This is a genomic window from Paenibacillus sp. Y916 (assembly GCF_056786435.1).
In genome coordinates, this window is sequence record NZ_JBXCJA010000008.1 from 19,719 (window position 1) to 32,000 (window position 12,282).

The 12,282-nt window shown below is 38.6% G+C and carries 13 protein-coding genes and 2 pseudogenes; 10 read left to right on the forward strand and 5 right to left on the reverse strand.

Annotated elements, in window-relative coordinates; genetic code table 11:
* Positions 1 to 2: 2 nt before the first annotated feature.
* Both AC1TO9_RS16605 and AC1TO9_RS16610 read left to right on the forward strand, forming a co-directional pair.
* A complete protein-coding gene (locus AC1TO9_RS16605) occupies positions 3 to 77 on the forward strand; it encodes a helix-turn-helix domain-containing protein (RefSeq protein ID WP_482059988.1) in 75 nt (24 codons plus the stop codon).
* A 48-nt stretch (positions 78 to 125) separates the two neighbouring features.
* Positions 126 to 1,307, forward strand: a complete 1,182-nt coding sequence (locus AC1TO9_RS16610; protein WP_482059898.1) for a hypothetical protein — start codon at positions 126 to 128, stop codon at positions 1,305 to 1,307.
* Here AC1TO9_RS16610 and AC1TO9_RS16615 read toward each other — a convergent pair.
* Positions 1,308 to 1,514: pseudogene (locus AC1TO9_RS16615) on the reverse strand (DUF2332 family protein); the annotation flags it as partial.
* 68 nt (positions 1,515 to 1,582) lie between these two features.
* Between AC1TO9_RS16615 and AC1TO9_RS16620 the strand changes: the two are divergent.
* Complete coding sequence (locus AC1TO9_RS16620; RefSeq protein ID WP_482059989.1) at positions 1,583 to 1,897, forward strand: ATP-binding protein; 315 nt, start codon at positions 1,583 to 1,585, stop codon at positions 1,895 to 1,897.
* A 34-nt stretch (positions 1,898 to 1,931) separates the two neighbouring features.
* Here AC1TO9_RS16620 and AC1TO9_RS16625 read toward each other — a convergent pair whose 3' ends face one another.
* Entirely contained in the window at positions 1,932 to 2,297 is a 366-nt protein-coding gene (locus AC1TO9_RS16625; RefSeq protein WP_482057902.1) for a winged helix-turn-helix transcriptional regulator, read from the reverse strand.
* Positions 2,298 to 2,789: 492 nt separating this feature from the next.
* Between AC1TO9_RS16625 and AC1TO9_RS16630 the strand changes: the two genes are divergently transcribed.
* Positions 2,790 to 3,506 carry a 3-ketoacyl-ACP reductase gene (locus AC1TO9_RS16630; RefSeq protein WP_482057903.1) on the forward strand — a complete coding sequence of 239 codons (717 nt, stop codon included), beginning with the start codon at positions 2,790 to 2,792 and terminating at the stop codon, positions 3,504 to 3,506.
* A gap of 476 nt (positions 3,507 to 3,982) precedes the next feature.
* Here AC1TO9_RS16630 and AC1TO9_RS16635 read toward each other — a convergent pair whose 3' ends face one another.
* Entirely contained in the window at positions 3,983 to 4,924 is a 942-nt protein-coding gene (locus AC1TO9_RS16635; RefSeq protein ID WP_482057925.1) for an aldo/keto reductase, read from the reverse strand.
* Between the two features lie 79 nt (positions 4,925 to 5,003).
* Positions 5,004 to 5,828 carry an SDR family NAD(P)-dependent oxidoreductase gene (locus AC1TO9_RS16640; RefSeq protein ID WP_482059899.1) on the reverse strand — a complete coding sequence of 275 codons (825 nt, stop codon included), beginning with the start codon at positions 5,826 to 5,828 and terminating at the stop codon, positions 5,004 to 5,006.
* Positions 5,829 to 6,094: 266 nt separating this feature from the next.
* Between AC1TO9_RS16640 and AC1TO9_RS16645 the strand changes: the two genes are divergently transcribed.
* On the forward strand, positions 6,095 to 6,652 hold the full coding sequence (locus AC1TO9_RS16645; protein ID WP_482057905.1) for a TetR/AcrR family transcriptional regulator: 558 nt from the start codon (positions 6,095 to 6,097) through the stop codon (positions 6,650 to 6,652).
* A gap of 278 nt (positions 6,653 to 6,930) precedes the next feature.
* On the opposite strand, the pseudogene AC1TO9_RS16650 reads toward AC1TO9_RS16645, so the two are convergent.
* Positions 6,931 to 7,092: pseudogene (locus AC1TO9_RS16650) on the reverse strand (GNAT family N-acetyltransferase); the annotation flags it as partial.
* 476 nt (positions 7,093 to 7,568) lie between these two features.
* Here AC1TO9_RS16650 and AC1TO9_RS16655 point away from each other — a divergent pair.
* The 5 genes from AC1TO9_RS16655 (at position 7,569) to AC1TO9_RS16675 (ending at position 12,154) form a co-directional block, all read left to right on the forward strand.
* Positions 7,569 to 7,988, forward strand: coding sequence for an alpha/beta fold hydrolase (locus AC1TO9_RS16655; protein WP_482059900.1), 420 nt, complete (start codon positions 7,569 to 7,571; stop codon positions 7,986 to 7,988).
* Positions 7,989 to 8,374: 386 nt separating this feature from the next.
* Entirely contained in the window at positions 8,375 to 8,737 is a 363-nt protein-coding gene (locus AC1TO9_RS16660; RefSeq protein WP_482057907.1) for a BlaI/MecI/CopY family transcriptional regulator, read from the forward strand.
* Positions 8,738 to 8,739: 2 nt separating this feature from the next.
* Entirely contained in the window at positions 8,740 to 10,221 is a 1,482-nt protein-coding gene (locus tag AC1TO9_RS16665) for a M56 family metallopeptidase (RefSeq protein WP_482059901.1), read from the forward strand.
* Between the two features lie 167 nt (positions 10,222 to 10,388).
* Positions 10,389 to 11,303, forward strand: coding sequence for an ABC transporter ATP-binding protein (locus tag AC1TO9_RS16670; RefSeq protein WP_482059902.1), 915 nt, complete (start codon positions 10,389 to 10,391; stop codon positions 11,301 to 11,303).
* Positions 11,300 to 12,154 carry an ABC transporter permease gene (locus AC1TO9_RS16675; RefSeq protein WP_482059903.1) on the forward strand — a complete coding sequence of 285 codons (855 nt, stop codon included), beginning with the start codon at positions 11,300 to 11,302 and terminating at the stop codon, positions 12,152 to 12,154. Before AC1TO9_RS16670 ends, AC1TO9_RS16675 begins: the two co-directional genes overlap by 4 nt.
* Positions 12,155 to 12,282 lie beyond the last annotated feature (128 nt).

Consider the following 12,282-nt stretch of genomic DNA (forward strand, 5'->3'; position numbering starts at 1 on the left):
ACATGGCGATTTGTAAGGCTTTAGAATGTCAGCCTGGTGATATTTTAGAATACAGAAGTGACGAAGACACTCAATGATAAAATGAATAATAGATCGATACTCTAACGGAGTAGAGGAGGGATACCATGTATAAATCAAGAAATTCACTCGGCTGGATCAGCTTGATTTTAATTGTTACGATTTTAGTTGGATGTAGTAAAGATGTTGCCCTTAATACTCCCTCCATAGAGGAGATAGAACTGATCAATAACAATTCGAACAAAATACAGTCGGAGTCAGGTTCCCCACATGAGGATATTTTAATTCCCAAGGCTCTATTAATGCAGAAGATAGAACCATCTGAAATTTACGTCAAAAAAGAAGAGTATACAGATCTCCAGATTCAAGGAAAGTCGAGATATGGGTCACTGACCCTACACTCTGACGGAGAAGCCTTGCTACAAACCAATGATAACGCTAAGAGGTATATTGGCAACTTTAATGTACTTTATTCTAATACGGACGGCGATATGAATGTAATCTCACAAATAGCCACACATATAGAAGAAGACGTGAAAGCTTGGGAATGGGAAACCATCGAATTCGAGGGCTTCGATCTCTTTATTCTGAGAGAAAACCAAAATGAGTTTTATAAACATCAACATCGAACGAGGAATATTCGCGTTTTTGTTGTCACCGAAAACAAGGATGTTTTCCCATTACATTTTCTCGTTCATACAGAGGAAGGTGAAACTGAACTTGAAGAGCTGACTGTCCACAGTGATTTTCAACCTTCAAATACTTCCGAACATTTAATAGTATTTAGCCCTTCACCTGAAGCACACCAACTTACCTTTAAAATCGATCTTGATGAAAAAATAGGAAAGCTAGTAGAGGCTGAAATTATCAATGAAACCTACCTCAATATAGATCAACTAGTTGAAGAACAAGCTAGAGTGTTAGAAGTTATATTATTCTATGGAGTAGGAGACAGCCAACATGTTATTGATGCAACCGAAGAATCTTGGAAGAATCTATTAAAGCGCGTTAGTGAACAGGCATCGCAGAAAGAAAGCTTTCAGTATATAACACAAAATAAAATGAAATACTCTCGACCTTTCTACTGGGGTACTAGTGACGTGCGTATGGATGAGCAGAACAAAGAACTTTTCTTTACTTTCACTGCTAATGTTGCTTATGCATTAGGTCAAGATTTAAGATTACAAGTACACATGACTCAAAATAACGGCATATGGCAATTTGAAGACTTTGGTTCACTCTATATAGAGCAATTTGGTGAATTACCAAAAGTGATTATAGAGAACTAATTATTTTTGTTTCCATTCGAACCAACGCCCATGTCCATCTGTTTCCGCTAGCGTTTCATTATATTCCTTACCGCCAAGATAATAATCAAGGTGGATTTGTCCTAAATCCCACATATTATTGTAGAGGTGAAATATATCTCTTTCTTCACTAAGTTTTTTAATGCGTTCAATTAACTCATACTTGTCTTCTTTTGGTATTTGGTTGGCTTGAAGAAAACAATATAGCGGTTCATATTGAGGGAAATGTACCTGTGTTTGCTTATGCTGATAAAGAAATGGTCAACCGAATTATTCAGAACCTCATCCGCAACTGCGTCGGGCATTCCGATGGAGATATAGAGGTACAAATACGGACTGCGCAAAATGCGGTCATATCGTTTAGAAATCACGTGAAGAATACTTCTGAACTGGATGTTAATCGGATTTTTGAACGTTTCTTTACTGCCAATAAAGCAAAGAGCAGAACCACAGGTCTAGGGTTGTCCATTGTCAGGCTTCTAGCCGAGCAATTGGGTGGTAGCACAAGTGCTTCCATAGTAGGCGGCTTTCTAGAGATAAGTGTTGAACTTCCGGGAGTTCATGCCGATTGAAATCCAGTGGCCTTTGAACACTAGTAATGTATGGTTATTCTAGTTTGATTTGATCCATTCGTTTTTTCCCCCATTCATACATCATTTCAACGATTGGTAATAACGTCATCCCAAGTTCAGTCATTGAATATTCGACTTTCGGGGGAATATCTGGAATGACTTCTCTATGAACAATTCCATCCTCTAGTAATTCACGTAATTGGTTTGTTAATATCTTATGGGATATTTTCGGGAAAAGTTTTTGAAGTTGGCTAAATCGATGTGTCCCTTCTACACCTAAATGCCACAAAATAACAACTTTCCATTTCCCACTAATAATCGATAAGGTAAGTTCTTTTTCACAATGATAATCATGACTTAATATTCTCTTTTTGATCTCTTTTCTTAATGTATCTGACATGGGTATTAACTCCTTTTTCTATTTCTATCATAGGTAGTAACCATTTGGTAACCTCCGCTCAAAAAAGTGCGTTCTTCACAATGTAGAGAATTGAAGGTAGAATGAAGTTAGTCTTAAAGACAAATCTTTATCTGTTTTGGGAGGCAAGCATTTCTGAGTGAAACAGCGTATTTAATTATACCACTAGAACGGTTTTATAAAACGAATCAAACTTAATTATTATTTTATTAAAATATAAGAAAGTATAAGTTTTACTTGAATCAATTTCATAATCGCCGATCCAGCTAAATCGAGTTGCGTAATTATGAAATTGATTCTTGATACTCTATTTCTTATATTTCGGCAGAGACGGGTACCTTAAAGCGATACGAAGTATCGCTAGCATCGGAAGCATAAACTCCTCGAAAAAGGAAGGCATAGCCGTTTCTGCTTGGTTTAATACACTCTACTTCGTCAATAATAAATCTATCTCATCTAAAGGAGCAAAAAAACATGCAAACAATCACAGGAAAAGTAGCGTTAATTACAGGAGCAGGGCGTGGAATTGGACGTGCCACAGCAATAGCTTTCGCGCAAGAAGGTATTCACGTAGGTCTTGTTGGACGTACGCTTGAAAATTTACAACAAGTTGCAGAGGAACTTAAACAGTATGACGTGAAGGTGGCAATCGCGGCAGCGGATGTAGCGGATTTAGACTCTATCACAGCAGCGGTTGAATCAATTCGTGGCGAGCTCGGTGCAATCGATATTTTAGTAAATAATGCCGGCATTGCAAAATTCGGTAGCTTCATGGACTTAACGCCTGAAGAATGGACAAATATTATCGATGTCAACGTAAAAGGTGTGTACTATACAACACGTGCGGTATTACCAGAAATGATAGAGCGCAACACAGGCGACATCATTAACATCTCATCAACAGCTGGCCAAAGAAGTGCACCAACTACAAGTGCATACGCGGCTTCAAAAGCTGCAGTTATTGGACTAAGTGAGTCATTAATGCTTGAAGTGCGTAAGAAAAATATTCGCGTTACAACGTTAACACCGAGTACGGTTGCAACAGATATGGCTGTTGAGTTAAATTTAACAGACGGCAATCCAGAAAATGTGATGCAAGCAGAAGATTTGGCAGAATTAATGGTTGCACAGTTAAAACTTCATCCACGTGTTCTATTAAAACACGCAGGACTATGGTCGACGAACCCTTAATAGAGCTATTCGAAATATCAAAGGCAGAAGAAGATATTGCTAACTAAAAAATTAAAACGAGAAAAACACTGAGATAATAATCAGTGTTTTTCTATTATATGCTACAGTTAGGGGCACAACATAAACCTGTCCAACACTGAACAGTACTCCACACATGTGGAGTGCGTAATATTGATGGTACGAAAATGAGGTGTGGCAGTATTGCTCAAGCACGCCTATATGTCAGTTCATTGATGCTGTGGGCTAAGCGGCGAAAATGGATTGGAAATCATCGGTTGGGAAAACAGTATGGGATCGAAAGATAATTTATTCAAATGGAAACATTACAAGGTAGAGATGATTCTATTATCAGTACTTCGAACCTGCTTCTACAGTAATTGGCGACTTATCTTGAACGTATTTGTAAAAATCAAAAAAACTCCTATATAGGAGTTTTTTTCATAAGCAATGTTAGCGCGTGAATGGCTACTTTGAATTTAGAAACGCCCCCCGGCAGCGAAACCTTTTGGAGAGATACGTTCAATTTCTTCGAAATCCGCTGGAGTAAGTTGAACCTGCAGAGCGCCAAGATTCTCCTTCACCCGGTCTATTCGCGTTGTTCCAGGGATGGGCACAATGAAGTCTCCTTGGGCGAGCAGCCACGCCAATGCAAGTTGAGCAGATGTACACATTTTTTTTGTAGCCATCTCTTCAATCAGCGTTGCGACTTCCATATTTTTAATGAAGTTATCGCCTTGGAACCGTTCATAATTTCGTCTATAATCATCCTCTGCTAAATCCTCGAACTTTTTAATTTGTCCTGTCAGGAATCCCCGTCCCAGCGGGCTATACGGTACAAAACCAATTTCCAATTCTTTGAGAACCGGAAGTACTTCATCTTCCACTTCTCTGCTCCACAAAGAATACTCCGTTTCCACTGCCGTAATGGGATGCACGGCGTGCGCACGACGGATGATATCAGCAGGTGCTTCGGATAGACCGATAAAACGAATTTTCCCCTCTTTGACTAAGTCGGCCATCGTTCCAATGGTTTCTTCAATAGGGGTATTCGGATCGTAGCGGTGTTGATAATAGAGGTCAATGTAATCCAATCCGAGATGGTAAAGACTGGCATCCACGGATTTTTTGATATACGCCCGATCACCTTTGGGCCCCTGGGTATGCGTTACACCAAATTTCGTGGCAATCACCGCTTTATCCCGTCTAGACTTAAGCGCCCGCCCTACCAACTTCTCATTTTCTCCAAACCGCGCTTGCGCAAATTCACCATAAATATCCGCTGTGTCAAACATAGTGACGCCGATATCCAGTGCTTCATGAATGACGCGAACCGATTCCTCGTTATTTGGCATCATCATAGTTCCAAGACCTAATGCTGAAACCTCTAATCCCTCACGTCCAAGGGTTCTTTTTTGTATGGCTTTCGAATTCATCATTCTACCTCCTAGAATATAATAGTGATACAACTCACTTTTGAGTTTCCACACGCCCAACCTCTTATTTGGATTTACCCGAAGCTGGTATTGAAGCGGCAGTCTTAGATGAAGCTGGACGCGTCATACGCTCGGTTACGATGGCAGTAAATTTACGTGTCAGAAAACGACTGCTTTGAGCCAACCAATAATTTGAGGTGCCATCTATGGTATAGCTACGGCCTTTCTCTATCCCTCGGAAACCAGCTTTCACAACTGACTCGGGAGTGCCATTAATTGCTGGCATATCCGTTGTGCCGATCACATCGAAAAACTCTGTCTTGGTTGTTCCCGGGCATAAAGCAAGGATGCGTACCCCAAGGTGGCGGTTTTCTGCAAAGATCGCCTCGGTGAAGGAAAGAACAAACGCTTTAGTGGCGGCATAAGTAGCCATATAAGGGATCGACTGAAAGGAACCAAGCGAAGCTATATTCACAATAATTCCATCTTTCTGATGCTGCATGTAAGGCAAAAATTGATGCGTCATATCTACGAGTGAACATACATTTAGATTAATCATTTCCAGTTCCCGCTCGCTTGAAATCTCCTCAAAACGACCATGTGTACCGAAACCTGCATTATTGATCAGAATATTCACGTTCAGGCCAAGCTCGGCGATTTGTTCAGCCAACAGTTGCGCCGCACCTGGGTTGGATAAATCAGCTGGTAAGGCATATGCCTTTATACCATATTTAGATGATAAATCCTTTGCCAGGGTCTCTAATTTATCCTTCGACCGCGCCACCACAATCACATGGCTACCTTTAGCAGCCAGTTCCGTAGCGTATGCCTTGCCGATACCTGTTGAAGCACCGGTAACCAGTGCCACCTTGCCTTTGTAATCGACCATTGTTAAAACCTCCTGGATATAAAATTTGAGTTTCTGTGTTGTTTATCCCCTCCGTTGGAATATTTATTCTACTCCACTATAAGAATTAAATGTAAAAAAGTCAATGAAATCAGAAAAAATATTCTAAATTTATGGATTTTGTACGTTAAATAGTTGATTTTAAACGTATAACCGTTATTTTTACGGAATATTCATTCCCTTAATTGACACGCTATTAATCAAGTTGTATAATTAATTAGAATAATAATTCCTTAGTGAGGTGCAAAATGACTAAACGTGAAGACATTTTGGTTGCAACCCTTGATTTAATTATTGAAGAGGGCTTGCAATCCGTTACCTTTTCGAAAATTTTTAAGAGGGCAAATGTAGGTTCTAGCACCTTTTATAATTATTATAAAAGCAAAGAGGAATTGGTTAGTGAGCTCTTTATGAATGCTCGTACTCATATGGGAGAAGCAGTTATGATGGGGAATGATCCCAGTCTGACTGTCTATGAAAGAATAAAAGGTATGCTAAAAAGCACGATGGATTATGCACTTAGCTACCCCAAGGAACTTTCGTTTATTGAGAATTATTGCGAGTCACCCTATATCTCCGAAGAATTGAGGAATAGGCTAGATCCCTCGGCCATCGAAATTTTCTCAATCATTGAACAGGGACAAAAAGAGGGTGTTATTCGGGAAATGGATATCATATTATGTTGCCAACTCTTCACTGGAATGATCAACTCTGTCATAAAAGGTTATTTGGCAGGTAAATATTCTTTAGATGAATATCAGATACAACAGACTCTTGAAGCTTGCTGGAAAGCTATTAAGGTTTAGTGAAAGAGCTTGTGACAATATTAGGCGGGAATTCCATAACAAGTGGTTCAGCGGCAGATTTCCCTGCTAAAAATCACAGACGGCTTGTCAAATATGAGCACTCCACACATGTGGAGTGCTGTTCACTGTTGGTCAGGAAAGACTAATAGTTGAGATATATTGACGGAAATAGTAAAGAGGGGGAATTAGCCCCTCTTTTTCTTTTACCCGATGAACTATCGTTCTGCGTTAGTTGAATCCAAATATAGTTAAGTTAACATTGTATGACTGTTTATTAGTCATTTTATCTTTGCAAATATGAATGTATCCCTTAGCTGACTTCCATCAACTGAGAGATCTTCGTTCTTAATTATACCTTCGAGGTTAGACCTCAATCGTTCAGGTATAGCCTTGCTTTTGCTGTTTTTTGTATCACATCGTATCTCCAATCTTTGAACTTTCAATTAATCAAATGCAAAATATCAACAAGAAAACTGGTGAGGAAATTGAACAAGAAACCATGGAGTTCGTGCAGTTCAAAGAAAACCTGATCCTATCGGTGCAAGAGTTATCGAGGGGGGCTCTTTCTGACAAACCTTTAGGTTAATGCATAAAAAGATGGTATAAGAATCTCGGCTGTTCAACTGCAGCTGGGATTTTTTGGTGTGCCTAAGATAAGTAGATTGATGAAATTTACTATTGAATTCAAAAAGTCATAGGTTTCATATTGGGGATGTAAAGTAAGATTATAAAGTAAGGAGGGAAGGTAAGAACCGGTAATTAAAGGAGGATGGAACTATGTTACAAGGAAATACACATAGTAAACATCTTACAAATCAGGCGAACGCTATACTGGAATTAAATAAAACTAAAAGTGCGTGTTCAAAAAGGTGACTTTTTGAACAACCTCTAATAAAAAGTAAATAGGAGATTAATAATGAAAAAGATAATTACACTTGGATTGATACTTACTATAATACTAACTATGGTAGGTTGTGCTCCAAAGGGTTCAGGTAATCAGGATTTGGACTCCTCTAATGCTGCAGGAAACGTTAACAGTGAGGAAATTAAACCTTACGGAAAGCTTGTTGATGTTAGAGGAAAAAAGATGAATCTTTATACAGTGGGCGAGGGTGAGGAGACTATTGTTTGGATACCGGGCTATGGAGATATTGCTCCTGGAATTTGCTATACAAAAATATTGGAGGAGCTATCTTCTAAGTATCGTGTAGTGGTAGTCGAACCATTAGGCTATGGTCTAAGCGATATAATTGAGGATGAACGTACGATTGAAAACGTCACAGAGGAAATCCACGAGGCGCTACAGGCTATCGATGTGAAAAAAAATATATTCTGATGGGGTATTCTATTTCTGGTGTTTATGGATTGAAATACATCGACAGTTACCGTGATGAACTTAATCTGCAGTACAAATTGATAGCAGCTAAAAATCTTAACAATAAAAATGTTGTGAATGAATAGGAGCTTATGGATGCTAACTTCCAAAAGGCGAAGTCTTCGGTCAACTTATGATCGATAGGATTCGCTTTTTTTTAAATATAAGGAAGTATAAGTTTCACATGATACTCTATTTCTTATATTTCGGCAGAGACGGATACCGTCCTTAAAAAAGGACGGCAAGCCGTTTCTGCTTGTTTGGAAATAATAATACTCATTTACATCTGGGTCTATAAGGTTTAGATTAAGAGTAGGTCGATAATATATAGACCAAGGAGGTTTATTATGAAAGAATATAAACTAACAGAAAGTGAAGAAAAGTTTGCGCATTTAATTTGGCAGAATGAGCCGATTGGCTCTGGCGATCTTGTAAAGCTATGTGAAAAAGAAATGAAATGGAAAAAGTCAACAACATATACAGTACTGAAAAAGTTATGTGAAAAGGACATTTTTCAAAATGAAAATGCTGTGGTTTCGTCTCTAATTACAAAGGATGGATATTACGCTAAGCAAAGTATACGTTTTGTTGAGGATACCTTTGGTGGGTCCTTGCCTAAATTTCTAACTACTTTTATTGGAGCAAAGAAATTAAGTAAGCATCAAGCGGAAGAGTTGAAAAGATTGATTGACGAGCATGAGGAGGTTTAGCAATGAGTGAACTATTTCTTACTGCTTTAAATATGAGCCTTACAGCAAGCTATGTTATCCTTTTGGTGATACTTATCAGGTTTCCACTCAAAAAAGCTCCGAAGTTTATCTCATATGCACTCTGGGGTGTGGTGGCATTTCGTCTTATCATTCCATTCTCTTTTGAAAGTATGTTTAGTCTGATGCCACGGAATACGAATACTGTTCCTATCCCCCATGATATTATCTATCAGGAATCTCCACAGATTAATAGCGGGATAGAAGTAGTTGATTCTTTTGTAAGTAAATCACTTCCTGCACCGAGTATTGGCGCTAGTGTAAATCCATTACAGATTTATACAGAAATAGGGGCATACGTCTGGGTCTTAGGAATAATAGCATTGCTTGTTTATAGCCTGGTATCTACTTTTATCTTAAAAAGACAGCTTAAAAGTGCACAATTAATAGAGAAGAATATCTTCGAAGCGAAGAATTTGAAAACACCATTTGTGCTTGGCTTAATAAGACCAAAGATATATTTACCGGTTGGACTTAACGTTGAAGAAAGAGGCTATATTTTGCTACATGAACAGACTCATATTCATCGAAAAGACCATATCATTAAAATAGTAGCCTTCTTAATATTATCCATACATTGGTTTAATCCTCTTGTGTGGATTGCGTTTATGTTAATGAGTACGGATATGGAGCTTTCCTGTGATGAACAGGTACTGAAAGAAATGAATGAAGATATTAAAAAGCCTTATGCTTATTCGTTATTGTCACTTGCTACCAGAAAGCATATTTTCAATGGAAGCCCGCTTGCATTTGGCGAGGGCAATGTAAAAGGGCGGATTGAAAATGTGTTGAATTACAAAAAATCTTCCTTTCGGGTGATTGCTATATCAATGATAACTGTCATTATTGTAGGAATTGCACTAGTTACAAATCCTAAGAGTAATGCTAAAGAATTAGCGGTAGACATGTCTGATATTGAACAAATGAACATTGGTGCCGAAATGCCCCGACTTTTATATGCCGATAACAACATAGCGGTTATGCAGGGTACATTTGGAGTAGTGGTATATAATATGCAAGATTCAATAGTTACTAATCGAATTTCATATGAGCATAGTAAGTCATATGGCATCTCAATGATGTTAGCATCTGTATCGCAAGATGGTACAACAATCTTTATTGGAAATGATGATATGTATAATGACTTTATATATACTCATCAATACGATATTAGTACTAGAGTAATCAAAAGAACTAGACAACAGCCATCAAGCATGTATAGACCTACAACTATTGAACCCGTTCCTGGTTATAATGAGCAATACGATAAATATTTCGATTTACACTATCTTACGAGTAACAAAATTGTAGAGTTGGATCATTCATTTATATATCTACGCTCCTCAGACTGGAATATGAAAAACTTACAAATTGTTATTTTCCAGTATGAAGATGGTGAAAGCAAAGTTTTTGATGTGTTCAAATGAGAATGATAGCCTGCTGACTTATTATTCAATCCCAATGGGGTAGGGGACGACACCAATCAGGATAAAATATTGAAGCAAGGTGATTATAGTCTCTTTTTTTACGGAAATATATGGATTATACTTGTAGTAAAGTTGAGTTATGACGATGGATGAGAGGTGAATTAGTTATGGAGCTTATTATTGAAGTGACTGGCTTAAGTAAATCATATGGCAAGGTTCAGGCAGTTAAGGATATCAGTTTTTACGTTGAGAAGGGGAAGATGTTCGCTTTTCTAGGACCGAATGGAGCGGGGAAGTCAACAACCATTGATATTATTTGTACGTTTCTAAAACCGGACTTTGGCACGATATCCATAGATGGGTACCTGTTAGGCCAAGATGATGATAAGATTCGCTCAGCTATTGGTACTGTATTTCAAGATGGATTATTAGATTCGCTGTTAACAGTGGAAGAGAACATGAAGATTCGGGCAGGGTTCTATGGTACGAAAGGGAAGAAGTTAGCTGAGTCAGTACGAATAGCAGCAGAGGCCGCTGGCGTAACCGAGTTTTTGAACCGTCCTTACGGTAAATTATCAGGTGGTCAGCGTAGACGTGCCGATATTGCCCGCGCACTAGTCCATACTCCCAAAATTTTAATACTAGATGAACCAACAACAGGACTTGATCCTCAAACGAGGAAAAATGTGTGGGAGATTATTAAAAAGCTACAAAAAGAAAATAACATGACCGTATTTCTGACTACACATTATATGGAGGAAGCAGCCGATGCGGATTATGTCGTCGTGATTGACAATGGTAGCATTGCGGCAAAAGGAACTCCGACAGAATTGAAAAATACATATGCCAGCGATCAATTAAATCTATTTCCGATAGATATTGAAGAAACAGTGGATTTTCTGACAGAAGCACAGATCGATTTCACCCGAAACGTTGATAAAATATCGATTAAAATCCCTTCCACATTGGATGCTTTGCCGATTCTTGAACAATGTAAACCGTATATTAAAGGATTCGAAGTGTTAAATGGAACAATGGATGATGCCTTTATCGGGATAACTGGAAAGGAGATTAGACCATGATAGGATTTGCTAAACGAAATCTCTTCCTCTTTTTTAGGGATAAAAGTGCCGTCTTCTTTTCGCTGCTGGCTGTGTTTATTATTATTGGTCTGTACGCATTGTTTCTGGGAGATGTGTGGGCGAAAAGTTATCCGGACATAGCGGATATTCGCTTTCTTATGGATAGTTGGATTATGGCTGGTCTGTTGGCAGTGACATCTGTAACAACGACAATGGGTGCCTTTGGAACGCTGGTCAGCGATCGAGAGAAGAAAATTAACAAGGACTTTCATTCCTCGCCTGTAAGAAGAAGCAGTATTGCCGGTGGATATGTCATTAGTGCGTTTGTGATCGGTTGCATTATGAGTGCTGTGGCACTTGTATTAGTAGAAATTTATATCGTCACAAACGGTGGGAAATTGCTGTCCATAGTGGCGTTAGGCAAAGTTATCGCACTCATACTAGGATGTACCTTTGTGAATACAGCTATCATATTTTTTGTTGTTTCCTTCTTTAAAAGTAATAATGCCTTTGCTACAGCTAGTACGGTCATCGGTACAATGATCGGATTTCTAACAGGGATATACCTACCTATTGGTGCTTTGCCGGATGGAGTCCAGTTCGTGATCAAAGTATTTCCAGTATCACATGCCGTATCGATTTTTCGCCAGGCCATTATGGATGTACCCCTCTCTGAAGCTTTCGCGGGAGCACCTGCTGGGACGTTAATTGAATTTGAGAAAATGATGGGAGTAACCTATTATTTTGGAGATTATGAGGTAACCGCTTGGACCAGTATATTGTATCTAATCTTAACTACGGTTGTTTGTTTCGGATTGGCCGTTCTGAATTTGAGACGTAAAAATAAATGAGCATCATTTATATGAACCTATACCGTAACTGAGAGGATAAAACGATGACATCCTTTTTGGATCGCTATCTTGGATGAGAGCGGTCTATTTCTTTTTAAATTGTTTTATCCGTAGTTAAAGACTTCCAT

Excerpts from the sequence above, each read along its gene's own strand:
- AC1TO9_RS16610 (WP_482059898.1), top strand. The coding sequence starts at position 126 with ATGTATAAATCAAGAAATTCACTCGGCTGGATCAGCTTGATTTTAATT.
- AC1TO9_RS16620 (WP_482059989.1), top strand. The coding sequence starts at position 1,583 with ATGGTCAACCGAATTATTCAGAACCTCATCCGCAACTGCGTCGGGCAT.
- AC1TO9_RS16625 (WP_482057902.1), bottom strand. The coding sequence starts at position 2,297 with ATGTCAGATACATTAAGAAAAGAGATCAAAAAGAGAATATTAAGTCAT.
- AC1TO9_RS16630 (WP_482057903.1), top strand. The coding sequence starts at position 2,790 with ATGCAAACAATCACAGGAAAAGTAGCGTTAATTACAGGAGCAGGGCGT.
- AC1TO9_RS16640 (WP_482059899.1), bottom strand. The coding sequence starts at position 5,828 with ATGGTCGATTACAAAGGCAAGGTGGCACTGGTTACCGGTGCTTCAACA.
- AC1TO9_RS16645 (WP_482057905.1), top strand. The coding sequence starts at position 6,095 with ATGACTAAACGTGAAGACATTTTGGTTGCAACCCTTGATTTAATTATT.
- AC1TO9_RS16655 (WP_482059900.1), top strand. The coding sequence starts at position 7,569 with ATGAAAAAGATAATTACACTTGGATTGATACTTACTATAATACTAACT.
- AC1TO9_RS16660 (WP_482057907.1), top strand. The coding sequence starts at position 8,375 with ATGAAAGAATATAAACTAACAGAAAGTGAAGAAAAGTTTGCGCATTTA.
- AC1TO9_RS16665 (WP_482059901.1), top strand. The coding sequence starts at position 8,740 with ATGAGTGAACTATTTCTTACTGCTTTAAATATGAGCCTTACAGCAAGC.
- AC1TO9_RS16670 (WP_482059902.1), top strand. The coding sequence starts at position 10,389 with ATGGAGCTTATTATTGAAGTGACTGGCTTAAGTAAATCATATGGCAAG.
- AC1TO9_RS16675 (WP_482059903.1), top strand. The coding sequence starts at position 11,300 with ATGATAGGATTTGCTAAACGAAATCTCTTCCTCTTTTTTAGGGATAAA.